This is a genomic window from Arhodomonas sp. KWT, from assembly GCF_010993615.1.
Genome location: NZ_WNXE01000032.1, coordinates 1 through 23,030, shown reverse-complemented (window position 1 = coordinate 23,030; position 23,030 = coordinate 1). Strand labels below are relative to the sequence as shown.

Sequence of the window (23,030 nt, the reverse complement as noted above, 5' to 3'; positions counted from 1 at the left end):
ACCTCGGCGGGCAGGGGCTGGTGATCACCGGCCGGCACAAGGACCTCATCATCATCAACGGGCGCAACCTCTGGCCCGAGGACCTGGAGCAGGCCGTCGAACGGGAACCGGACGTGCGCACCGGCGACGTCAGCGCCTTCGCCGTCGACGACGACGGGGGCGAGCGCGTGGTGCTGGTGCTGCAGTGCCGGCTGACCGGCAGCGAGGCGCGCACCGAGCTGCGCGCGAGGGTCCAGGCACGGGTGCAGGCGCACTTCGGCGTCTCCCCGGAGGTGGACCTGGTCGGCGCGCACACACTGCCGCGCACCTCCTCCGGCAAGCTCTCGCGCTCCCGCGCCCGCCAGGACTACCTCGCCCGGCAGGCGGCGCGGGCGCCGGAACCGGCGCAGACCGGGAGCTGAGCCCCGGCGATGTCCGGCACCGTCGCGCTCACCGGCGCCACCGGTTTCATCGGCTCCGCGCTCCGGCGGCGCCTGCTCGCCGATGGCTGGCACGTCCGTGCCCTTGCCCACCGCAGCGCACCGGTACGCGACGGCACCGAGTGGCTGCAGGGCGACGTGCGCGACGAGGCCGCCGCCGAGCGCCTGGTCGACGGGGCGGACGCGGTCGTCCACTGCGCGGGTACTGTACGCGGTGCCTCGGCACGGGCATTCGAGACGGTCAACACCGGCGGCACCGCGACGCTGGTGCACGCCGCGGCACGGCGCCGGCCGTGGCCGCGTTTCCTGCTGCTCTCGTCCCTGGCCGCGCGTGAGCCGGGTCTGTCGTGGTATGCACACAGCAAGCGCCTGGCCGAGGACTGCCTGACGGGCAACGCGGACGTGATGCCGTGGACCATCCTGCGACCGACCGCGGTCTACGGCCCCGGCGACCGGGAGATGCAGCCGCTTTTCGACGCCATGAACCGGGGCATACTGCCGGTACCCGGCCGCCTGGACGCGCGGATAACGCTGCTCCACGTCCGCGACCTGGTCGCGGCGATCCGCTGCTGGCTCGCCCAGCCCCAGCCGCCGCGCGGGCTGTTCGAGCTGCACGACGGCACCGCGGACGGCTACGGATGGGGCGACATCGCGCGGATCGCCGGCACTGCCCTGGGACACCGGGTCTGGCGGGTGCCGCTGCCGGGGTTCGCCCTGTACACGGTGGCATCGGTCAATCTGGCCCTCGCCCGGGCGTTCGGCTACGCGCCGATGCTCACGCCGGGCAAGGTCCAGGAACTCCGCCACCCCGACTGGCGCTGCGACATCGCGCGCTATACCGAGGCCACCGGATGGCGCCCGAGCATCCGTCTGGCCGATGCCCTGCGCCCGGGCACCGATACGTGCCTGGCGCACCACGACTGCTGAAGGTCCCCATGAACCACAGCTATCAACAGATACTGGAAACCCTGACCGGGCAGATCCGCACGCTCGCCGAGGAGGACGTCACTATCGGGGAGGACACCGATCTGCTCAGTCACGCCGGCCTCGATTCCGTCAACGTCATGGACCTGGTGATGCAGATCGAGGACGAGTTCGACGTCGTCGTCCCGGTCAACGCCCTGGCCGACATCCGCACCCCCGGCCAGCTCGCCGCCCTGATCCAGACCCTTGAGGAGGACGCCTGAATGGCCCTGCTGGACAAGTTCGACACGCTGCGCCGCGAGCGCGAGGCGCTGCTGTCCACCGGCATCGATCCATTCGACACCCCGATCGAGTCGGTGCTCTCCCCCACCGAGGCCCGTATCGACGGCCGCCGGGTCATCCTCGCCGGGACCAACAACTACCTGGGCCTCACCTTCGAGCCGGAGTGTGTCAGTGCCGCCGAGACGGCGCTGCGGGAGCACGGCACGGGGACCACGGGCTCACGCATGGCCAACGGCAGCTACGACGGTCACCGGCTCCTCGAGGAGGAGCTCGCGGACTTCTACGGCAAGGCCCACGGGATGGTGTTCTCCACCGGCTACCAGGCCAACCTGGGCATGCTCTCCAGCCTTGCCGGGCCCGGTGATGTGATCCTCATCGACGCGGACTGCCACGCCAGCATCTACGACGGCTGCCGCCTGAGCGGCGCCGACATGGTGCGCTTCCGCCACAACGACACGGCAAGCCTGGAGAAACGCCTCAAGCGCCTCGGTGAGCGCGCCTCGCGCACGCTGATCGTGGTCGAAGGGCTCTACAGCATGCTCGGCGACACCGCGCCGCTCGCCGAGATCGCCGCGCTCAAGCACGCCTACGGCGCCTACCTGATGGTGGACGAAGCGCACTCCCTCGGCGTCTACGGCCCTCAGGGCGAGGGCGTGACCGCCTACGCCGACGTCGGCGGGGACGTCGACTTCATCGTCGGCACCTTCAGCAAGAGCCTCGCCGGCATCGGCGGGTTCTGCGTCAGCGACCACGAGGCCCTGGAGCAGGTACGCTACGCGAGCCGCCCCTATATCTTCACCGCCTCGCCGTCGCCGTCGGTGATCGCCTCCACCCGCGCCGCGCTGCGCCAGCTGCGCGATCGCCCGGAGCTGCGCGAGCGCCTGTGGGACAACGCGGACGCACTCTACCGGAGCCTCACCGATACCGGCTACCGGGTCGGCCCGGAACTCAGCCCGGTGGTGGCGGTGCTGCTCGACACCCGCGAGGAGGCGCTGGCACTGTGGCACGGCCTGCTCGAGAACGGCGTCTACGTGAACCTCGTGTTCCCACCGGCCACCCCGGACGGCAAGTCCCTCGTGCGCTGCAGCGTCAGTGCCGCGCACACCCCGGAGCAGATCGAGTGGATCGGCGAGGCATTCGCCTCGCTCGCCGAGGACGGGAGCGCACAGCGCGCCGGCGGACGGGGCTGACCCCGCCATGACCGTGGCCGCAGAGGGGGGCGACGCGCTCGAGACGCTGGTCGCCGGTCGGCTGGAGCGCCCCCCGCCGGCGGCGGTGGCAGCCGTCGCGGACGCGCTCGCGGAACGCCTCGGCGACAACCTCCTGGCCGTGATCGCCTACGGCTCCTGCCTGCGCGACGTCGACCCGGCGGACGGGCTGATCGACCTCTACGCCATCGTGGACGGCTACCGCGGCGCCTTCGGGCGCCGCTGGCTGGCTCCGGTCACCGCCGCGCTGCCGCCGAGCGTGTTCTACCTGGAGCAACGCCACGAGGGGCGCACGCTTCGTGCCAAATACGCCGTACTCTCCCGCCGTCAGCTCGCCCGCGGCATCGGGCGCTGGTTCCACCCCTACGTCTGGGGCCGCTTCGCCCAGCCGGCGGTGCTCGCCTACCGGCGCGACCGGGCGGCCGCCGGCGCGATCACCGCGCTGCTCGCCCGGGCCGTGCCACGCCTCATCGACGAGACCGCCCCGATGCTCCCCGGCACCTTCGACGCGGAGAGGCTATGGGCCCGCGGGCTCGCGCTGAGCTACGCCACCGAGCTCCGCCCCGAGCGCCCGGACCGCGTCCGCGGGCTCGTTGACCACGACCGCGACCATTACCGGGCGCTGACCGAGGCGGCCCTGCCCCGGCTCGACGGCCGGCTGCGCCGCGACCCGTCCGGCAGCGGCTACCACTGCACCGCCGGGCCCTGGCGCCGGCTCCGCGCCCGCACGGCCTGGCGCGCACGCCGCCTCCAGGGGGCGGCCCTGTCGATACTGCGCCTCGCCAAGGCCAGCGCCACCTTCGACGGTGGCCTGGATTACGCCGCCTGGAAGCTCGAACGCCACACCGGCGAGCGCGTCGAGCTCTCCCCCCGGGTACGGCACCACCCCCTGATCTTCGGCTGGGGCGTGCTCTGGCGACTGCTGCGCCGGGGCGTGCTACGCTGACGGCGTTTCACGGGATCGCGCCCATGCACGCGCTGGACATCGACACCTTTCCCCTGTCCGGGCTGCGGCTGATCGAGGCGAGCGCCGGGACGGGCAAGACCTTCACCATCGCCGCGCTCTACCTGCGCCTGCTGCTCGACGCCGAGCCGGCGCTCGGTCGCGACCTCGACCTCCGCGACATCCTGGTGGTCACCTTTACCGAGGCCGCCACCGAAGAGCTGCGCGAGCGCATCCGCCGCCGCCTGCGCGGGGCCGCGGACGCCTTCGCGGCGGGTGAGGCGCCCGGAGACGACCCGGTGCTGCAGGGGCTGCTTGCCCGCCGCGACGACCACGCCGACTGCGCCCGGCGGCTCTCGGAAATGCTCACACGCATGGACGAGGCCCCGATCCACACCATCCACGGCTTCTGCCACCGCACCCTGCGCGAGAACGCCTTCGAGAGCGGCTCGCTGTTCCGGGCCGAGTTCATCGCCGACGAGCACCACCTGCGCCGCGCCCTCGCCGAGGACTTCTGGCGCCGCCGCTTCTACGGCTGCTCCGAGGCCTACGCCCGCTGGGTGCGTTCCGAGTGGGCCACGCCCGAGGCGCTGCTCGCCGCGGTGAAGGGCTATCTCGACCGCCACCGCCTGCGCGTGATCCCGGAGCCGGACGACGACGCCCTGGCCGCGCTGGAGCAACGCTTCGAGGCGACCGCGACGCGCGCGGCAGGGCTGTGGCGGGAGGCCGGCGACGAGGCCGTGGCCCGGCTCCACGAGGCCGCCGCATCGAAGGTCCTGAGCGCCTCGGCCAGCGCCTACCGGGCCGACCGGCTGGCCGCCCTCCGGCCGCTGTGGGCGACGTGGTTCGACGCCCCGCACCTGCCGCTGCCCGCGGGGTTCGAGCTGCTCACCCCGCAGACCCAGGCCGGCCACGTGCTCAAGGCCGCGGCCCGCCGCGGCACCGAACCGCCGGCCCACCCCCTGTTCGACGCCTGCGGCGAGCTGGCCGCGCTCGCCGCCGAGCTCGCCGGGGCCCGGCGCATCCAGGTGCTCCACGACGCCCTCGACTGCCTGCGTGAGGGGCTGCGCGAGCGCAAGCGCGCGGAGCAGGTGCTCTCCTTCGACGACCTGCTCACCACCCTGGCGGACGCGCTGCGCGGGCCCCACGGCAGCGCCCTTGCCGACGCCGTGGCCCGGCGCCATCCGGTGGCTCTCATCGACGAGTTCCAGGACACCGACCCGGAGCAGTACACGATCTTCCAGCGCATCTACGCCGGCCGCGAGGGCTGCGGGCTGTTCATGATCGGCGACCCCAAGCAGGCCATCTACAGCTTCCGCGGCGCCGACATCTTCACCTACCTGCGTGCCCGCCGGGGCACACCGGCGGACGGCGGCCGCTTCACCCTGGCCACCAACTGGCGCTCCACCGACAGCCTGGTCCGCGGCATCGACGCCCTGTTCCGGCGCAACCCGCGGCGCTTCATCTTCGACCAGGGCATCGACCTGCCGGCGGTCACCGCCGCCGGCCGCGCCGACGAGCGCCCGCTGACCATCGACGGCGCCACGCCCACCGGCCTGCGGGTGTGGTTCCACGAGCGCGGCGAGAAGGAACGCACTATCGCCAAGGGCCGCGCCCGGGAACGCCTCGCCGGGGCCTGCGCGGCGCGTATCGCCGGGATGCTCGCCAGCGCCGACGCGGGCCGCGCCCGGCTCGGCGACGAGCCCCTGCGCGCCCGGGACATCGCCGTGCTGGTGCGCAGCCACAGCGAGGCGGAGGCGGTGAAGAGCGCCCTCGACGCCCGCGGCGTGGCCAGCGTCCACCACAGCCGCGAGAGCGTATTCGCCACCGAGGAGGCCCGGGAGCTCGGCCACATCCTCCACGCCGTCGCCGAGCCCGAGGACGAGGGCCTGCTGCGCGCGGCGGTGTGCACGCGCCTGATCGGCCTCTCCGCCGCGGACTTCCACGAGGCACTGCGCCTCGGCCCGCCGTGGGAGGCGCGCCTGGAGCGCTTCGCCGGCTACCGCGAGCGCTGGGACCGGCGCGGCGTGCTGCCCATGCTGCACACGCTCATGCACGAGGAGGGGATGATCCGCCGGGTGTTCGCGCTGCCGGACGGCGAGCGGCGCATGACCAACCTCCTCCACCTCGGCGAGCTGCTCCAGGAGGCCGCCACCGAGCACTACGGCGTGACCGCCCTGTTGCGCTGGTTCCAGGAACAGCTCGACGACCCCGGCGCCGCCGGCGAGGCCGCCGAGCTGCGGCTCGAGAGCGACGCCGAGCTGGTGAAGATCGTCACCATCCACAAGAGCAAGGGGCTGCAGTACCCGGTCGTCCTCCTGCCCTTCATCGCCCTCGGACGCGCCCCGGACGACGCGGCGGCGCCGCTGTTCCACCCCGGCGACGACGAGCTCGTGCTCGACCTCGGCTCCGCCGAGCTCGACGCCCACCGGGCCCAGGCCTACCGCGAGGCCATGGCCGAGGAACTGCGGCTGCTCTACGTCGCCCTCACCCGCGCCTCGCACCGCTGCGAGCTTGCCTGGGGCCGTTACAACGACGGCGAGCATGCCGGCCTCGCCTACCTGCTGTTCCCGCCGCCGGACCCGGACGGCGCGCCCCCGGTGGCCGAGCTCCCCGACGACGACGCCGCCCTGCGCGCCCCGTGGGAGGCCCTGGAGGCGGAGCACGGCGGCATCGTCACGGTGACCGCCCTGGACGACGGCGGCGGCGACGCCGGCACACCGGCCGCCGTGGGCCCGCCCGGGCGCGGACAGGCCCTGGCGCTGGACGGCCATGTCCGCCAGGGCTGGCGGCTGAGCAGCTACAGCGGTCTGCTCACCAGCCATGCCGGCCAGCTCATCGAGCAGCCGGACCACGACGCCGGCGACGAGGCGGAGCCGGCGGCGGCCGACACCCCCGGCGAGGGCATCCACGCCTTCCCCCGCGGCGCCCGGGCGGGCACCTTCTTCCACCGGGTGCTGGAGCTCGCGGACTTTACCGACCCGGACGACCTCGCCGGCCACGTCGCCCGGCTACTGCCCGCCTACGGCTTCGACCGCGACTGGGCGGCCACGGTCACCGGCCACCTCAGCGGCGTGCTGGCCACGCCGCTGGACGACAGCGGCGTCACCCTCAGCGCCCTCGACCGCGGCCAGCGCCTGGACGAGCTGGCGTTCTTCTTCCCCGTCCGGGACGTGGGCGCCGCAGAGCTCGACGAGGCGCTCCCCGAGGTCGGCGACGGGCGCCGCCCGGCGCTCACCTTCGGGCGGCTGCAGGGCATGCTCAAGGGCTACATCGACCTGGTCTTCGAGCATGACGGGCGCTACTTCGTCGTGGACTACAAGTCCAACCACCTGGGCGGCAGCGCGGCGGCCTACACCCCGGCGCGCCTGGCCCGCGCCGTGGCCGCCAGCCGCTACGACCTCCAGTACGCCCTCTACGCCCTGGCGGTGCACCGCTTCCTGCGCAGCCGGCTGCCGGACTACGACTACGACCGCCACTTCGGCGGCGTGCGCTACCTCTTCCTCCGCGGCATGACGCCGGCACAGGGCCCGGCGACCGGCGTGTACCGCGAACGCCCGCCGCGTGCGCTCATCGAGCGGCTGGACGCCCTGTTCAGCGGCGACACGGAGGCCGCCTGATGGACCCGCGCCTGCGCGCCGCCGTCGATGCCCGGACACTGCGCCGGCTGGACGCCCATTTCGCCGGTTTCGTCGCCGGGCTCGCCGGCGAGGGCGGCGACGACGCCCTGCTCGCCGCCGCCGCCCTCGCCAGCCAGCAGCTCGGCGAGGGCCACATCTGCGTGGACCTCGCCCGCCACGCCGGGCGCACGCTGTTCGCCGACGCCGCCGCGGAGGGCCCGGGGATCGCCGCACCGGGACTGGCGGCGTGGCGCGACGCCCTGCAGGCCTCGCCGGCGGTGCAGCCCCCGGGCGGCCTCGCACCGCTAGTGCTCGACGGCGACCGGCTCTACCTGCGCCGCTACTGGTGCTTCGAGCAGGACCTCGCCCACGGGCTCGTGGCCCTCGCCGGCCACGACCACCCGGTGGACGACGCCCTGCTCCGGGACGGGCTGGAGCGCCTGTTCCCGCGGCCCGACGACGGCGTGGACTGGCAGCGGGTGGCCGCCGCCGTCGCCGTCCGGCGCGGCGTGACGGTGATCTCCGGCGGCCCGGGCACCGGCAAGACCCGCACGGTCAGCCGGGTGCTCGCGCTGCTCGCCGAGCAGGGCCTGGCCGGTGGCTCGGCGCCGCGCATCCGCCTCGCCGCACCCACCGGCAAGGCCGCGGCACGGCTGACCGAGTCCATCACCGCGAGCCTGCCCGGGGACGCGGCGCTGCAGTCGCCGGCAGTGCTGGAGGCCATCCCCCGGGAGGCGGTCACCCTGCACCGGCTCCTGCGGGCCCGGCCGGACCGCGCCCGCTTCGGCCACGACGCCGACAATCCGCTGCACCTGGACGTGCTGCTGGTCGACGAGGCCTCCATGGTGGACCTGCCCCTGATGGCACGGCTGGTGGACGCCCTGCCCCCGGGCGCCCGGCTGGTGCTGCTCGGCGACCGCGACCAGCTCGCCTCCGTGGAGGCGGGCGCCGTGCTCGGCGACCTGTGCAGCGGCGCGGAGGGCTACTCGCCGGGGATGCGGGACTGGCTGGCGGCGGTCACCGGCGAGGCCCTGCCCGCCGGCACGGCGACCGCCTCGCCCCTCGCCGACGGCGTCGCCTTCCTCTACCGGAGCTGGCGGTTCCGCGACACCGCCGACGGCCCGCCGGGCATCGGCACCCTGGCCCGGGCGGTACGCGACGGCGAGGGGGAGACCGCGGCGGCGCTGCTCACCGCGGCGGACGATGTCGCGGACGGCGAGCTCGCCCACCGTCACGTGGACGCCACCGCCCTGCCCGCCACGCTGGCGGAGGCCGTGGTGCCCTTCTTCCGGGGGATCGCCGGCGAGGCGACGCCGGCGGACGCGCTGAGCGCACTGGGGGCGCTGCGCGTGCTCTGCGCCCTGCGCGACGGGCCCTTCGGGGTCAACGCGGTCAACCACGCGATACGCGAGGCCCTTGGGCCGACGGCGCTGGAGCGCTGGTACCACGGTCAGCCGGTGATGGTCGCCAGCAACGACTACGCCCTCGGCCTCGCCAACGGCGACGTCGGCGTGGTCTGGCGCACACCGGAGGGACTGCGGGCGCACTTCCCCGACGCCGCCGGGGGCGTGCGCGACTTCGCGCCCCAGCGCCTGCCCGCCCACGAGTGCGTCTACGCCATGACCGTGCACAAGAGCCAGGGCTCGGAGTTCGAGCGGGTACTGATGATCCTGCCGGACGAGCCCACGCCGGTGCTCACCCGCGAGCTGATCTACACCGGCCTGACCCGGGCGCGCCGGCACGCCACGGTCTGGGGCGATCCCGCGGTGCTGCGGGAGGCGGTCAGCCACCGCCCGACCCGGCGGGCCTCCGGCCTGGCGGCGGCGCTGCGGGCGCATGCACCGGACGCCGCCGGGCCGGGCGGGGACTAGGCCGCCCGCTCAGTCCATCAGCTCGGCGGCGTCGCGCACGGTGAGCGCGATCTCCCGGGGCGTGATCACGCCGAGCAGGTCCCGGCTGGCACGACCGCGGGCGACCAGAACGACCTCGTGGCCACCCTCCTTGATCGCGCGCATGAGCACCGGCCAGCGGGTGGTGGGCGGGACCACGATGAAGCGCGTGTCCACCAGCTCGGAGAGCTCGCGGTCGCGCATGACGTAGCGCAGGTCCTCGCGGGCGAGGCCGTAGAGCTGGCCCTCCTTCGCCACCACGGTGTAGCGCGGACCCTCGCCGGGCACGTGCTCCTCCTGCCACTGGCGCAGGTCATCGAGGTCGATGACCTGGAAGTCCGGATTCATCACCCGGCGCGCCTTGCGCGAGAGCGAGACCGCCGCCTGCAGCCCCTGGGGGATACCCAGGCCGCGGCGGGCGAGCTTGAGGGTGTAGATGCTCTCCGCGGTAATCCGGGTACGCACCACGTAGGCCAGGGCCACGACGGTGATGATCGGCAGCATCGCCGAGTAGTCCCGGGTCTGTTCGAAGATCATCACGATGGCGGTGACCACCGCGGAGGTGGTCGCCCCCACCATGCCGGCCATGCCCGCGATCGCGAAGACCACCGGATCGATCTGCAGCCCCGGCACCAGCCACTGGAGACCGTCGGCGAACGACGCCCCCAGGGTGGCCCCCAGGAACAGCGACGGCGAAAACACGCCGCCGGACGCCCCGGAGCCCAGGGTCAGCCCGGTGGCGATGAGCTTGCCGGCGAACAGCAGCAGCAACAGCAGCGGGTTGGTGAGCACCTCGCGGAGGACGTCGAGGATGGTCGCGTAGCCGACGCCGGCGATGTAGTACTCGTCGAGATACCACAGGAAGCCGTACATCATCAGCCCGAGCACGAACATGCCCGACATGTGCCGCAGGTAGTCGTTGTGGAACAGCGACTCGAAGCGGTCCTCGAACCAGTAGATGGAGTGCACGAAGCCCGCCGCGGCCAGCCCCACCAGCAGCCCGAAGGGCACGCACAGCAGGAGCTGGTAGGAGCCGATGGCGTGGTCGGCGAACAGCTCCACGCTGGGGATCTCGAACGACGGCCCGATACCGGAATACAGCCGCCCGATGTAGGTCGCCGCGACCGTGGCGCTCGCCACCAGGGCCACGTTGAGCGCGGTCACCGAGATCAGCATCAGCTCCACGGCGAACGCCAGCCCGCCGAGCGGCGCGTTGAAGGTCGCCGCGATGCCCGCCGCCGCGCCCGCGCCGACCAGCACGATGCGCTGGCGCGCCGGCATGTTGCGGAACCGCCCCAGGGTCGAGCCGAAGGCCGAGCCGATCTGGATGATCGGGCCCTCGCGGCCCACCGAGCCGCCGGTGCCGATGGACACGGACGAGGCGATGGCCTTGGCGACCACGGTGATGGGGCGCATCTCGCCACCATGGTAATAGATCGCGTGCATCACCTCCGGCACCCCGTGGCCCCGTGCCTCCGGCGCCAGGGTGCGGATGATCCAGGTCACGATGATCGCCCCGACCACGGGCACGAAGATCACCCCCCAGCCCCAGATGCTCGGGTCGATATGGGTATCCGGCTGGAGATGGACGTCGAAGCGGCCGAGGAAGAAGAGGTTCTGGAAGAAGGCGATCGCGCCCTTGAAGACGATGGAGCCGAACCCCCCGAAGGCCCCCACCACCAGGGCCAGCACGAACATCCATGCACCGGAGAGCGGGCGCTGCCCGGTCGCCGGCCCGGCTGACGGGGCGGGGGTGTCGTCGTTCATGGTCGCGCTGCTCCTCCCGGGGACCTGGCCGCGGGTGCAACGCGGATACACCGCCCGCGCCGCACACGCCGCGGCGTGCATGTGCCCTCATCATTGCATATCGCGACCGTGGATTCAGGCGGGGGAGCGCAGCGATTCAGGCGGCATGCTGCAGCGAGGCGAGCACCGCGTCGCGTCCCGGCACCGCGTGTCCGCGGCGCCACACGGCCCACAGCGGCTTGCTCAACCCGGGACCGGCCAGCGGTATGGCGGCCAGCCGGCCGGCGGTGACCTCCTCGTCCACCGTGCCCGCGAGCACCAGCGAGATCCCCTCGCCGTGGGCCACCGCGCGTTTGACGGCCTCGGTGCTGCCGAGCTCGCCGGCGATCGCCGGCCCGCCCTCGCAGCGCGCCAGGAACGCCCGCAGCAGACGCCCCGTACCGGTGCCCGGCTCCCCCGCCAGCAGCCGGCTGCCGGCCAGCTCGTCGGCGGTGATGCGCTGCCGCAGCGCCCACGGGTGTCCCGGCGGGACGATGACCACCAGCGGCTCGTCGCGCCAGCACACGGCGTCGAAACCGGCACGCGCCTGCCAGGTCTCCAGCAGCGCCAGGTCCACCGCCCCCTCCTCCAGGCGCTCGGTGACGGTGGCGTTGTCCGCCACGCTGACCGCGCACGCCGGTGCCGCCTCACCCTCACGCAGGCGACGCAGCACCGGGGGCAGCAGGTAGATGCCGATGTTGGAGGCCGCACCCAGGTGGAGCTGCGGGTCGGCGACCGCCGCCATCGCGCGGGCGTTGACCCGCAGCAGGGACTCCGCGTGGGGCAGCAGCCGCGCCCCCACCGGGCTCGGCCGGCAGCGCGCGCCACGGAGCAGCACCGGGGCGCCGATATCCGCCTCCAGCCGCTGGATCTGGTGGGAAACGGTCGCCGGCGAGAGCCCCCGTTCCGCGGCGGCGCCGCGGAGGCTGCCGGTGCGCACCACCGCCAGGAAGGTCGCCACGTAGCGCAGGTTCAGCATCCATGCCCCCTCGGGTCGTTGATCGCGTCCGCCGGCGCATGGCCGGCGAGCACGCGGCGGACGTTGTCGGCGGCGTGGGCCTCGATGGCACGCCGGGTCCCGGTGACCGCCGAGCCCAGGTGCGGCGCAAACAGCGTCCGCGGGTGGCGCAGCAGTGCCCCGGGGATGGCCGCCGGACGGTCGGCGCGGGAGAGGTCCTCCATCTCGAAGACGTCCGCGGCGTAGCCCCCGAGCCGGCCGGTATCGAGGGCCTCCGCCACCGCCGCCTCGTCGGCGACCGAGCCGCGGCCGGGATTGACCAGCAGTGCGTCCGGGCGCATCAACGCGAGCCGCTCCCGGTCAATGAGGTGGAGGGTGGCCGCGGTGAGCGGTGCGGCCAGGACCACGAAGCGGCTGCGGTGCAGCAGCTCGTCCAGAGGCAGGCGCTCGCACCCCGGTGTCAGGGGATCCGCGGCATCGAGGGGCTGCGGGTCGGCGTAGACGACCTCGGCATCGAAGGCGCGCACCCGGCGGGCGATCGCCCGGCCGATGGCGCCCATGCCGATGATCCCCACCACGCTGCCCGCCAGCCCGGTGCCGTAGAGCCGCGGCCCCCAGCCGGTGAAGGCGCCGCTGCGCACGTGGGCGTCCGCCTCGCGGAGGTGGCGGCCGAGCCCGATCATCAGTCCCAGGGCCAGCTCGGCGGTGGGCACGGTGAGCAGGTCCGGCACGGTGGTCACCCAGACCCCGCGGGCGGTGCAGGCGTCGACGTCGAGGTTGTCGTAGCCCTTGAGGGCACCGGCGACGATACGCAGCCGGGGACAGGCGTCGAGGAGCGCGGCGTCGACGCGCTCGGTCATGAACGCGACCAGGGCGTCCGCCCCGGCGGCCGCCTCGCGCAGCCGCTCCGGGGGCCAGGCGGCATCGGTGGTGTTGCAGCATACGGCGATGCCGTCGCCGAGGCGCTGCACGGTCTCGGGCATGGGGCGCTGGGCGAATACGGCGAGGGGTCGGTCGGTCACTGGATCCTCCGGCGCAGGGCCGAGCCGATGCCGTCGACGACGATCACGGTGGCCAGGATGACGAGCAGGATGGCGAAGACCTCGCGGTAGGCCAGGATGCGGAGGCTGCCGATCAGCTCGAAGCCGATGCCGCCGGCCCCCACCAGACCCATGACCGTCGAGGCGCGGAAGTTGTACTCCCAGCGGTAGACGGAGACATCCAGGAACCGGGGCAGCACCTGGGGCAGGACACCGTGCCAGATCACCTGCGCCGGGCCGGCGCCGGTGGCACGGACCGCCTCGATCGGCGCCGGGTCGGCGTGCTCCACGGTCTCGGCGAAGAACTTGCCCACCATGCCGATGGAGTGCAGTCCCACCGCCAGCACGCCGGCCAGCGGCCCGAAGCCCACCGCGGCCACGAACAGGATGCCCATGATCAGCTCGGGCACGGTGCGCAGGAAGTTCAGCAGGTTGCGCGTGCCATGGTAGAGCGCGGCCGACGGCGTGGTGTTGCGCGCCGCGCAGAAGGCCAGCGGCACCGAGGCAATCACGGCGATGGCGGTGCCGGCGACGCTCATGGCCAGGGTGTCGATCAGCGGCGCGATCCAGTCCTGCCAGCCGGTGAAATCCGGCGGGAGCATGTTGCCCATGAGCTCGAGCAGCGCCGGGACCCCCTGCGCGAGCCGGGCACCGTCGAAGACCCCGACGTAGTGGCCGGCGACCGCGATCACCGCCAGGAGGGCGAGGAGCGCCCCGCCGGCACGGTACCGGCGGGCGCGCTCCGTCGCGAGGATGGCGTCGTGGGAACGCTCGCTCATGGCTACTTCTTGAGCAGCGGCAGCAGGTCACGGACCACGTCGTAGTCCGAATCGCTGATCGCGGCGAACCCCTCGGCGCCCAGCGGACGGAGGATCTCCGGGTCGTCCACCTCCAGGAAGGCGGTGCGGATGCGCGCCTTGAGGTCGTCGTCCAGCGAGGTCTGCATCACCCAGGGATACTGCGGGTAGGGCTTGGAGTAGGTGATCACCTGCACGCGGTCCCTGGAGATCACGCCGCGCTCCACCAGCGACTCGAAGATCGGCCTGGACAGCCCGCCGGCCTGGGCGTGGCCGTTCTGCACCGCGGTGGCCACGGCATCGTGGGAGCCGGTGAAGTTGCCGCTGTAGTCGTCCGGGGTCACGCCGGCGTCGATGAGCACCTTCTTGGGGATGAGGTGGCTGGAGGTGGAGGCCGGGTCACCGAAGGCCACCTGCCTGCCGGCGACGTCGTCGAGCTCGCTCACGCCGGCGGCGACGTTGCCGATCAGCACCGAGCGGTAGGTGGTCTCGCCGTTTTTGCGCTTGGCGGCGAACGGCTCCAGGTCCGCGCCGTGCTGGCGGGCCAGGACGTAGGACAGGGGCCCGAAATAGGCGAGGTCGATGCGGCCGAAGCGGGCCGCCTCGATCATCGACGAGTAGTCCGTGGTCACCACCAGCTCGATGTCCTTGTCGAGGCGCTCGGCGAGGTAGTCCCGGAAGCGCTCGTTCTCCTTGATGATGGTCTGGGGCGACTCGTCCGGCAGCAGCGCGACGCGCAACGTATCCGGGTTGGCGCCGGCCGCATGGGCCGAGCCGGCGAGCACGAGGCCGGCGAGCAGGGCGGAAAGTCGGCGGATCATGGCGGTATCTCCTTGGGTTGGGGGAGGGATCAGGCCGCGGCACCGGCGGCGTCGCGCCGCAGGTCCGCGACCGCACCGGGCCCGTAGACCCGGCAGAGGACATCGTCGTCGAGCGCCGTCGGCGGGCCGTCGAAGACCACCCCGCCGTCGGCGAGGGCGATCACCCGGTCGGCGAACTCGCGGGTGTACTCGACCTGGTGGAGACTGATGACGGCGGTGAGACCGCGCTCGGTGCAGACGTCGCGCAGCAGCGAGAGCACCTGGCGGGAGGCACCGGGATCGAGGCTCGCCACCGGCTCGTCGGCGAGCACCAGCTCGGCCTGCTGGGTCAGCGCGCGGGCGATGCCCACCCGCTGCTGCTGGCCGCCGGAGAGCTGGTCGGCCCGCACCAGGGCCTTGTCCAGCAGGCCTACGCGCTCGAGGCTGTCCAGCGCCAGCCGGCGCTCACCGGCGGGGAGGGGCAGCGTGCTGCGCCAGAAACCGTGGTGGCCGAGACGCCCGATCAGGGTGTTGCGCAGCACGCTCACCCGGGGCAGGAGCTGGTGCTGCTGGAAGATCATGGCGGTGCGCCGGCGGTGTCGGCGGATGGCCGCCGCGTCCTCCAGCGGCCCGACCCCGTCGGCGACCACGCGCCCCCCGGTGGGCGCGCGCAGCCGGTTGAGGCAGTGCAGCAGGGTGGACTTGCCGGCCCCGGAGGGCCCGAGCAGGACGGTCACCGCCCCGCGCTCGAAACGCACCGAGGTCGGGGTCAGCGCGGTCACCCCGCCCGGATAGGTCATCGCCAGCGATTCGGTGTGGATCATCGCCGCCTCCGTGTTCGAAAAACCCGATCGCGATGGCGCGATCAACGAAAACGTCGAACAGGCTGGACGTCCGGGGTGACGGCGTGCTTAAGCGCGGATGATGTTTCCGTGACGGTGGGATGCGAAGGGGTCAGCCGGCGGGGCGCGGCAGCGCGGGGGTCTCCAGGTGGCAGTGGACGCCGTGACCGGCATGGGGCTCGCGCCGCGGCGGGATCTCGGTGCGGCAGATGTCCATGACGTGGGGGCAGCGGGTATGGAAGGGGCAGCCGGCGGGCCGCGCCGCCGGGCCCGGGTTGGTGCCGGTCAGGCGCGGACGCGAGGGACGGCGGCGGCCGCGGGGCACGGCGGCGATCAGGGCCTCGGTGTAGGGATGGCACGGGCCGCCGAGGACCGCGTCCGCCGGGCCCTCCTCGACGATCACGCCCAGGTACATCACCGCCACCCGGTCGGCCAGGTGACGGACCACGGCGAGGTCGTGGGTGATGAACAGGTAGGCCACGCCCTGGCGGTCGCGCAGGCCGCGGAGCAGCTCCAGGATCGCCGCCTGCACCGAGACGTCCAGCGCCGAGGTAGGCTCGTCCAGGACCACCGCGTCCGGCGTGCCGGCAAAGGCCCGGGCGATGGCGACCCGCTGGCGCTGGCCGCCGGAGAGCTGGCCGCCCCGGCGCCGGGCGAGGGCCGGGTCGAGGGCCGCCGCGCGCATCAGCCCGGGCACGCGCTCGCGGGCGGCACGGCGCCCGAGGCCGGCGAGACGCCGGATGGCACGGGCGAGGATGAAGCCGATGCGGTGACTCGGGTTGAGGGTGCCGTCCGGCGACTGGAAGACCATCTGCAGCGGCTGCACCGCCGCGCCGCCGCGCCCGCTGCGGCTCACGGTACCGGCACGGGGCCGTGCCAGGCCGGTGAGCACCCGGGCCAGCGAGGTCTTGCCACTGCCGGACTCGCCCACCAGCGCCAGGGTCTCGCCGCGGCGCAGGGTCACGTCGACGTCCCGGAGGATGGGCACGCCGCCGAGGGTGAGGTGCAGCCCCTCGGCCCGGAGCACGGCGTCGCCGGTGCCCCCGCCGGCGTGGGTCCCCGTGGCCGCCCCGGCGCCCCGGTCCACCGCCGGGGTGTCGTCCGGGTACAGGCAGCGGCTGGCGCGCCCCGGTCCGGTCGCGGCCAGCGGCGGGCGCGTGCCCCGGCAGTCGTCCCGCGCCACCGGGCAGCGGGGCGCGAACACGCAGCCCGCCGGCCGCTCGCCGGGCTCCGGCGGTGCGCCGGGGATGGGCCGCAGCGGCCGCCCGGCGGCGTCGAAGTCCGGGATGCAGGCGATCAGTCCGGCGGTGTAGGGATGGCGCGGGTCGTGGAATAGCGTCTCCGCCGGCCCCTCCTCCACCAGCTCGCCGGCGTACATCACCCCGACCCGGTCGCACACCGCCTGGACCACGCCGAGATTGTGGCTGATGAACAGCAGCGCCACGTCGAGCTCGGCGCGCAGGCCCTCGAACAGCGCCAGGATCTCCGCCTGCACGGTGGTGTCCAGGGCGGTGGTGGGCTCGTCGAGCACGAGCAGGTCCGGATCGCCGGCAAGGCCCATGGCGATCACCACCCGCTGCTGCATGCCGCCGGAGAGCTGGTAGGGGTAGTTGTTGCGCACGCGGTGACCGTCGGGGATCTGCACACGCTCAAGCATGGTCGCGGCGGCGTCCCACGCCGCGCGGTGGCCGAACCCGCGGTGCAGGCGGTAGACCTCGGCGATCTGCTCGCCGACGGTGAGCGCGGGGTTCAGCGCCGTCCCCGGGCTCTGGTAGACCGCCGCCACGGTGCCACCGCGCAGCCGGCGCAGACCCTCGGCGTCCAGCGCGGCGAGGTCCTCGCCGGCGATGCGGATGCCGCCGGCGCTGACCCGGGCGTTGTCCGGGAGATAGCCCATCGCCGCCATCGCGAGCGTCGACTTGCCGCAGCCGGACTCGCCGACCAGGCCGTAGGCCTCGCCCGGCGCGATGGCCAGGTCCACGTCCGAGACCGCCTCGTGCCAGCGCCCGCGGCGCCGGTAGGCGATGGACAGGCCGTCGAAGGCGAGGACGGGCGCGCTCACCGGCCCTCCAGGTCACGCAGGCCGTCGGCCATGAGCGAGAAGCCCACCACCACGAAGGCGATGGCCCCGGCGGGAAACAGCACCGTCCACGGCGCGCTGGTCAGCAGCGCCCGGTTCTCCGCGACCATCAGGCCCCAGTCCGGCGCCGGCGGCTGCACGCCGAGGCCGAGGAAGCCCAGGGTCGCCGAGGTGAACACCGCATAGCCGAGGCGGATGGTGCCCTCCACCACCAGCGGGCCGCGGATATTGGGCAGGACCTCCACGGCGAGCACGTACAGCGGCCCCTCGCGGCGGATCCGCGCGGCCTGGACGTACTCCCGGCGCACCTCCACCAGCGCCGCGGCCCGCGCGGTGCGCGCGATCAGCGGCGCGAACACCAGCCCGATCACCAGCACCACGTTGCCGGTGGAGCCGCCGAGCATGGTCAGCGCCAGCAGCGCGAGGATGACGATGGGGAAGGCCATCACCGCATCCAGCAGCCGCATGATGACCTCGTCCACCCAGCGCCCGAAGTAGGCCGCGCTCATGCCGATGGCCGCCCCCAGGACGAGGCCGATGAGGGTCGCCGCCGGCGCGATGAGCAGCACGTAGCGCCCGCCGAAGAGCACCCGCGAGAGCACGTCGCGGCCGTACTCGTCGGTGCCGAACCAGTGCGCCGCCGACGGCGCCTGACTGAGTGCGCCGTAGTCGCTCACCGTCGGCCCGCTCGGCGCGAGCCACGGCGCCGCCGCGGCGGTGACCAGCCACGCCGCGACCATCGCCAGCCCGACCGCTAGCGCCGGCGAGCGGCGCAGGGGCTCAAGCACCCGCCAGGGCATGGCGCACCCTCGGGTTGAGCCAGGCATAGACGACGTCCGCGGCCAGATTGGCGAGGCCGAACACACCGGTGATGAGCAGCGCGCAGCCCGCGAGCAGGGGGACGTCCTTGTTGGAGGCGGCGTACTCCATGAGGCTGCCGATGCCCGGGTAGCGGAACAGCGTCTCCACCACCACGAGCCCGCCGACCAGCCAGCCGAGCTGCGCGCCGATGACGGTGATCGTCGGCAGCAGCGCATTGCGCAGCACGTGGTGGCGGATCACCCGCCGCCGGGGCAGGCCCTTGAGCACGGCGGTGCGGGTGTAGTCCGCCGCCAGCTCGGAGAGCATGCCGGTGCGCACCATGCGGAAGAGATAGGCGAACAGCAGCAGCACCAGCGCCAGCGCCGGCATCAGGAGGTGGCGCAGCCACGTCAGCAGCCCGGCCCCCTCGTCCGGCAGCGCCTGCACCGGCAGCCAGCCGAGCCCCACGCCCAGCCCCACGATCAGGAATACCCCGGTGACGAACTCGGGCATCGCGCCGAAGGTGAGCCCGACCACCGAGGCGACCCGGTCGAACCAGCCGCCGGGCCGGCGCCCCGCGGCCACGCCGGCGGCGATGGCCACCGGCACCAGCAACACCAGGGCGTAGCCGGCGAGCAGCAGCGAGCGCCCGAGCCGGGCCAGCGCAAGGGGGAGCACGTCGGTGTCCAGGGTCAGCGAGCGGCCCCAGTCGCCGGTGAGCACGCCGCCGAGCCACTGGAGGTAGCGCAGCACCGCCGGCTGATCGAGGCCGAGCTGGCGGTTGAGCTCGGCGACCGAGGCGTCGCTGGCGAACGGGCCGAGCACGATGCGCCCGACGTTGCCCGGCATCACCGAGGTCATCAGGAAGATCAGCACCGAGGCGACGAGCAGCGTCACCCCGAGCAGCAGCAGCCGCCGGAGGACGAACCGCGTCACCGGCGCCTCCCCGGCGCGGTGTCGGGCATGCGTGTCACGCTGCGCCCCGGCGCCCTATCCCGCCAGCCAGGCCCCGCGCAGGTCCAGGTAGTTGGACATGTGCGCGCTCACGCCGCGGACGCGGCTGCGCACCGGGCGCAGGGCGTTGGGGAAGTAGGTGATCACCGCCGGCACCTCGTCGTGGAGGATCTGCGCAAGGCGGGTCGCCAGATCGTTGCGCTCGGCCTCGTCCGTGCTCGCCTCGAACTCGTCGAGCAGCCGGTCGAATTCGTCGTTCCGCCAGTGCGGGGCGTTCCACTCGGCGTCCCCGCGGAAGGCGGCGGCGAGGATCTGCCCGGCTGTGGGCCGGGCCGTCCAGTCCGTGAGGCCGAGGGGGACCTCCGTCCAGTGGCCGTAGTACACGTTGAGGGGCTCGACATTGATCTTCACGCGGATACCCACCTCGGCGAGCATCTGCTGGGCGAGCACGGCGTACTGGGGCAGCTCCACGAACCGGCCGGTGTACAGGTCGATCTCGAAGCCGTCCGCATGGCCCGCCTCGGCGAGCAGACGCCGGGCCTCGGCCACGTCGCGCTCGCGCTGCGCCACCGACACCTTCTCCGGGTAGATCGGGGCGACGGGATGATCGTTGCCGAGGTCCGCCCGCCCGCCGAGCAGGGTCTCCACCATGGTCGGGCGGTCGATGGCCAGCGCCACCGCGCGGCGCACGCGTACGTCGTCGAAGGGCGGCTGGTCGGTGCGCATGGTGAGCTGGCGGGTCATCGCCGACGGCGTGGTCAGCACCTCCACCCCGGCGGTCTCGAACAGCGGCTTGGCGTCCACCGGGCCGGCGAGGAGCATCATGTCCACCTCGTCGCCGCGCAGCGCGAGGATCTGCGGCTGGGCGGCGCCGTAGATGTCGCACTCGACGCGGTCGACGTACGGCCGCGGGGCGTCCCAGTAGTCCGGGTTGCGCTCGAAGACCACGGACTCCTGGGGGGTGTAGTCCACCAGGCGGAACGGGCCGGTGCCCACCGGGTTGGCGGCGAAATCGCCGTCGAAGTCCGCCGGCAGGATGATGGCGTTGTAGGTCTGGGTGTAATAGGGGAAGCGCCCCACCGGCTGGTCCAGCTCGAAGACCACGCGGTAGTCGCCGTCCGCCGACACCCCTTCCGGTCGCAGGAACGGCAGCTGCGAGGCGGCAGCGGTGGGGTTGTCCGGGTCGACGAGGCGGCGGAAGGTGGCGACCACGTCGGCGCTGGTCATCTCGCGGCCGTCGTGGAAGCGCACGCCCCGGCGCAGCTCGAACGTCCAGCGGCGGCCGCCGTCAGCGGCCTGCCAGTCGGTGGCGAGGACCGGGCGCAGGGACAGGTCGTCCTCGGCCCAGACAAGGTACTCGCCCACCTGCTGGATCGCGGCGATGCCGCCGCCGCTGCTCACCTTCAGGGGGTCGATGGTCTTTACCGAGGGCAGGGCCACCCGCAGGGTGCCGCCGCGCCGGGGCTCGCCGTCCGCCGCGGCCCTCAGGGCGCCGGACCAGAGCCCCACCGTGCCGGCCCCGAGACCGGCCAGCCCCATGGCCTGGATGAGTCGCCGGCGACGCCGGTCGATGAGGGGCGCGCCCCCCGTGCTGTCGCGATCCGCCACGGCATCCTCTCCCCGGTGGGTGTGTTCCGCCCGACTCTAACGGATCGCCGGAGCGGATTCACCCGTACCGGCCCGTCCGGGAGGTGGCGTCGCCGCCGCGAAGGTTAGTAAGCTCTTCGCGCCGTTCACCCAGCCGCCGGGGAAAGCCTGATGAAGATCGCCTCCTGGAACGTCAACTCCCTCAAGGTCCGTCTGCCCCAGGTGCTGGAATGGCTGGGCCAGGCCCGGCCGGACATCCTCGGGCTGCAGGAGACGAAGCTCACCGACGAGAACTTCCCGGCCGCCGAGATCGAGGCCGCGGGTTACCACGTCGCCTATTCCGGGCAGAAGACGTACAACGGCGTCGCCGTCCTCGCCCGTGAGCCGGTGACGGACGTGGTCACCGACATCCCCGGCTTCGAGGATCACCAGCGCCGGGTCCTCGCCGCCACCGTCGGCTCCACCCGGTTCGTCAATCTCTACGTACCCAACGGCAAGGCCGTGGGCGACGAGAAGTACGACTACAAGCTCGCCTGGCTGGCGCATCTGCGTGAATGGCTCGCCGCCGAGCTGGAGACCCACGACGAGCTGGCGGTGGTGGGTGACTTCAATATCGCCCCGGAGGACCACGACGTCCACGACCCGGAGGCATGGCACGAGCAGGTGCTGTGCTCCACCCCGGAGCGCGAGGCCCTGGCGGCGCTCACCGCCCTGGGGCTGAGCGACAGCTTCCGCCGCTTCGACCACCCCGAGGGGACCTTCTCATGGTGGGACTACCGGATGAACAACTTCCGCCGCAACCGCGGGCTGCGCATCGACCTCATCCTCACCGCCCCCCGGCTGACCGAACGGCTGAGCGCGAGCTACGTGGACCGCGACCCCCGCGGCTGGGAACGTCCATCGGATCACGCCCCGGTCGTGGCGGAGTTCACGCCCTGAGTAATCAACAACCTGCCACCCATCGGGGTTCCGGAAACCGGGACCCGCTAGTGTGACACAGGTCCTCGCCCGGGACCCGGCGGTGCTGGCCTAATCCGGGCTTCCAAGCGGCAGCGGTCCCCGGGGGTGGGGGAGGGAGCGTTCCGCCGCGATCACCCCAGCGACGACTGCACCCGGCGTGAGCCGGCGTGCTGGAGGACCTACTATGTCCCGCACCTTACGCGTGTGCCGGTTGGCCGCACTCGTTCTCGGTGTTTCCCTCTTCGTGACCGCCTGCGGGGGCGGCGGTGGCGGCGGCAGCTCGAGTAGCAGCGACAGTCCGCCGGCGGCACCGGTAACCGGAGATGCCGCCATTACCATCTCCTGGCAGGCCCCGACGGAGCGGGAGGACGGCTCCGCGCTGTCGATGTCGCAGCTCGCCGGCTATCGTGTCTACTATGGCACCAGCCCGGGCGACTACAGCCAGGAAGTGGACATCAGCGATCCCTACCAGCAGTCCTACACCATCGAGGGACTGTCGTCGGGCAGCTACTACATCGCGCTGCAGGCCTACGACGACAGCAACCGCCTCAGCGCGATGTCCGACCCGGTCAGCGTCCAGATCAACTGACCGGCTCGCGCCGGCACGCCGGGCGGCGTGCCGGCCGGGCTCAGCCGAACCACCAGTCGGTGGGTGCCGGCACCGCCTCACGGCGCTCCAGCCACTGCATCCCCTTCACACAGCGCACGATCAGCCAGATCACGGTGAACAGCAGCACCAGCCAGCCGATGAGGATCAACGAGGTGATCATGCCGATGAACGACAGCCCCAGGCCGATCCAGAAGGTCCGGATCTGCCACGTGTAGTGGCTGCGCAGCCACTCCGGGGCTCCGTCGCGATAGATATAGGCCATGACCACGCCGATCAGCCCGGTCACACCGAGCACCAGCGCCACCAGGTAGAGGATGTAGATCACCCGGACCTTGCCGGTATCCCCCTCCGGCACGAGCGGCTCCGCGCCCCCGCGGTCGGGCTGCGTGGTGTCTTCTTCTGTCATTGTCTCTCCCGCGTTCCTTGTGCCTGATCCCTGCCCCAGTATGGTCAAGCAACGGTGACAGGCAATAGCGCGAGCAGGCAGTATCGTGACTCTCGCGCACGGCAGGGGACGACGACGTTGCAGTA

General features: G+C 73.1%; 19 protein-coding genes and 1 pseudogene. 9 read left to right on the top strand and 11 right to left on the bottom strand.

The genetic code is table 11. The features are described 5' to 3' along the window. The 7 genes and pseudogenes from G7A99_RS07935 to recD form a co-directional block, all read left to right on the top strand. Positions 1-401 (top strand): annotated as a pseudogene (locus tag G7A99_RS07935) (fatty acyl-AMP ligase); the annotation flags it as partial. Positions 402-410: 9 nt separating this feature from the next. Then, the gene (locus G7A99_RS07930; protein WP_163139411.1) at positions 411-1,346 is read left to right on the top strand and encodes an NAD(P)-dependent oxidoreductase; all 936 of its coding nucleotides are present in this window, start codon (positions 411-413) and stop codon (positions 1,344-1,346) included. Positions 1,347-1,354: 8 nt separating this feature from the next. Then, positions 1,355-1,606: an acyl carrier protein gene (locus G7A99_RS07925; RefSeq protein WP_018716716.1), complete on the top strand. Its 252-nt coding sequence runs from the start codon at positions 1,355-1,357 to the stop codon at positions 1,604-1,606. Next, positions 1,607-2,815, top strand: a complete 1,209-nt coding sequence (locus G7A99_RS07920) for an aminotransferase class I/II-fold pyridoxal phosphate-dependent enzyme (protein WP_163139409.1) — start codon at positions 1,607-1,609, stop codon at positions 2,813-2,815. It begins immediately after the preceding gene. 7 nt (positions 2,816-2,822) lie between these two features. Continuing rightward, complete coding sequence (locus G7A99_RS07915) at positions 2,823-3,779, top strand: hypothetical protein (RefSeq protein ID WP_163139407.1); 957 nt, start codon at positions 2,823-2,825, stop codon at positions 3,777-3,779. Positions 3,780-3,802: 23 nt separating this feature from the next. Further along, entirely contained in the window at positions 3,803-7,396 is a 3,594-nt protein-coding gene (gene recB / locus G7A99_RS07910; RefSeq protein ID WP_163139405.1) for an exodeoxyribonuclease V subunit beta, read from the top strand. After that, positions 7,396-9,267, top strand: a complete 1,872-nt coding sequence (gene recD, locus G7A99_RS07905; protein ID WP_163139403.1) for an exodeoxyribonuclease V subunit alpha — start codon at positions 7,396-7,398, stop codon at positions 9,265-9,267. The genes recB and recD overlap by 1 nt, the downstream gene beginning before the upstream one ends. Positions 9,268-9,276: 9 nt before the next feature. On the opposite strand, the gene G7A99_RS07900 is transcribed toward recD, so the two are convergent. The 10 genes from G7A99_RS07900 to G7A99_RS07855 form a co-directional block, all read right to left on the bottom strand. Next, positions 9,277-11,052 carry a chloride channel protein gene (locus G7A99_RS07900; RefSeq protein ID WP_163139401.1) on the bottom strand — a complete coding sequence of 592 codons (1,776 nt, stop codon included), beginning with the start codon at positions 11,050-11,052 and terminating at the stop codon, positions 9,277-9,279. Positions 11,053-11,188: 136 nt separating this feature from the next. Then, positions 11,189-12,049, bottom strand: a complete 861-nt coding sequence (locus tag G7A99_RS07895) for a LysR family transcriptional regulator (RefSeq protein WP_163139400.1) — start codon at positions 12,047-12,049, stop codon at positions 11,189-11,191. Continuing rightward, the gene (locus tag G7A99_RS07890) at positions 12,043-13,011 is read right to left on the bottom strand and encodes an NAD(P)-dependent oxidoreductase (protein WP_240466176.1); all 969 of its coding nucleotides are present in this window, start codon (positions 13,009-13,011) and stop codon (positions 12,043-12,045) included. Before G7A99_RS07890 ends, G7A99_RS07895 begins: the two co-directional genes overlap by 7 nt. A 35-nt stretch (positions 13,012-13,046) precedes the next feature. Continuing rightward, positions 13,047-13,847, bottom strand: a complete 801-nt coding sequence (gene phnE / locus G7A99_RS07885; protein WP_163139398.1) for a phosphonate ABC transporter, permease protein PhnE — start codon at positions 13,845-13,847, stop codon at positions 13,047-13,049. Between the two features lie 2 nt (positions 13,848-13,849). Continuing rightward, positions 13,850-14,683, bottom strand: a complete 834-nt coding sequence (phnD, locus tag G7A99_RS07880; RefSeq protein ID WP_205599771.1) for a phosphate/phosphite/phosphonate ABC transporter substrate-binding protein — start codon at positions 14,681-14,683, stop codon at positions 13,850-13,852. Positions 14,684-14,715: 32 nt separating this feature from the next. Continuing rightward, positions 14,716-15,489, bottom strand: coding sequence for a phosphonate ABC transporter ATP-binding protein (phnC, locus tag G7A99_RS07875; RefSeq protein WP_163139396.1), 774 nt, complete (start codon positions 15,487-15,489; stop codon positions 14,716-14,718). Positions 15,490-15,619: 130 nt separating this feature from the next. Continuing rightward, positions 15,620-17,569, bottom strand: a complete 1,950-nt coding sequence (locus G7A99_RS07870) for an ABC transporter ATP-binding protein (protein WP_163139395.1) — start codon at positions 17,567-17,569, stop codon at positions 15,620-15,622. Next, positions 17,566-18,387, bottom strand: a complete 822-nt coding sequence (locus G7A99_RS07865) for an ABC transporter permease (protein WP_018716728.1) — start codon at positions 18,385-18,387, stop codon at positions 17,566-17,568. Before G7A99_RS07865 ends, G7A99_RS07870 begins: the two co-directional genes overlap by 4 nt. Next, positions 18,368-19,324, bottom strand: a complete 957-nt coding sequence (locus tag G7A99_RS07860) for an ABC transporter permease (RefSeq protein ID WP_163139394.1) — start codon at positions 19,322-19,324, stop codon at positions 18,368-18,370. Before G7A99_RS07860 ends, G7A99_RS07865 begins: the two co-directional genes overlap by 20 nt. Positions 19,325-19,378: 54 nt before the next feature. After that, positions 19,379-20,950, bottom strand: coding sequence for an ABC transporter substrate-binding protein (locus G7A99_RS07855; RefSeq protein WP_163139393.1), 1,572 nt, complete (start codon positions 20,948-20,950; stop codon positions 19,379-19,381). A gap of 150 nt (positions 20,951-21,100) precedes the next feature. Between G7A99_RS07855 and xth the strand changes: the two genes are divergently transcribed. After that, positions 21,101-21,868 (top strand): exodeoxyribonuclease III, encoded by a 768-nt coding sequence (xth, locus tag G7A99_RS07850; protein ID WP_163139392.1) that lies wholly within the window; start codon positions 21,101-21,103, stop codon positions 21,866-21,868. 205 nt (positions 21,869-22,073) lie between these two features. Next, the gene (locus G7A99_RS07845; protein ID WP_163139391.1) at positions 22,074-22,478 is read left to right on the top strand and encodes a fibronectin type III domain-containing protein; all 405 of its coding nucleotides are present in this window, start codon (positions 22,074-22,076) and stop codon (positions 22,476-22,478) included. 40 nt (positions 22,479-22,518) lie between these two features. Here the strand turns inward: G7A99_RS07845 and G7A99_RS07840 are convergent, their stop codons facing one another. Beyond that, positions 22,519-22,905 carry a hypothetical protein gene (locus G7A99_RS07840; RefSeq protein WP_018716733.1) on the bottom strand — a complete coding sequence of 129 codons (387 nt, stop codon included), beginning with the start codon at positions 22,903-22,905 and terminating at the stop codon, positions 22,519-22,521. Positions 22,906-23,030: the final 125 nt, after the last annotated feature.

Coding starts and splice junctions, on each gene's coding strand:
- G7A99_RS07930 (WP_163139411.1), top strand. CDS start 411: ATGTCCGGCACCGTCGCGCTCACCGGCGCCACCGGTTTCATCGGCTCC.
- G7A99_RS07925 (WP_018716716.1), top strand. CDS start 1,355: ATGAACCACAGCTATCAACAGATACTGGAAACCCTGACCGGGCAGATC.
- G7A99_RS07920 (WP_163139409.1), top strand. CDS start 1,607: ATGGCCCTGCTGGACAAGTTCGACACGCTGCGCCGCGAGCGCGAGGCG.
- G7A99_RS07915 (WP_163139407.1), top strand. CDS start 2,823: ATGACCGTGGCCGCAGAGGGGGGCGACGCGCTCGAGACGCTGGTCGCC.
- recB (WP_163139405.1), top strand. CDS start 3,803: ATGCACGCGCTGGACATCGACACCTTTCCCCTGTCCGGGCTGCGGCTG.
- recD (WP_163139403.1), top strand. CDS start 7,396: ATGGACCCGCGCCTGCGCGCCGCCGTCGATGCCCGGACACTGCGCCGG.
- G7A99_RS07900 (WP_163139401.1), bottom strand. CDS start 11,052: ATGAACGACGACACCCCCGCCCCGTCAGCCGGGCCGGCGACCGGGCAG.
- G7A99_RS07895 (WP_163139400.1), bottom strand. CDS start 12,049: ATGCTGAACCTGCGCTACGTGGCGACCTTCCTGGCGGTGGTGCGCACC.
- G7A99_RS07890 (WP_240466176.1), bottom strand. CDS start 13,011: ATGCCCGAGACCGTGCAGCGCCTCGGCGACGGCATCGCCGTATGCTGC.
- phnE (WP_163139398.1), bottom strand. CDS start 13,847: ATGAGCGAGCGTTCCCACGACGCCATCCTCGCGACGGAGCGCGCCCGC.
- phnC (WP_163139396.1), bottom strand. CDS start 15,489: ATGATCCACACCGAATCGCTGGCGATGACCTATCCGGGCGGGGTGACC.
- G7A99_RS07865 (WP_018716728.1), bottom strand. CDS start 18,387: ATGCCCTGGCGGGTGCTTGAGCCCCTGCGCCGCTCGCCGGCGCTAGCG.
- xth (WP_163139392.1), top strand. CDS start 21,101: ATGAAGATCGCCTCCTGGAACGTCAACTCCCTCAAGGTCCGTCTGCCC.
- G7A99_RS07845 (WP_163139391.1), top strand. CDS start 22,074: ATGTCCCGCACCTTACGCGTGTGCCGGTTGGCCGCACTCGTTCTCGGT.
- G7A99_RS07840 (WP_018716733.1), bottom strand. CDS start 22,905: ATGACAGAAGAAGACACCACGCAGCCCGACCGCGGGGGCGCGGAGCCG.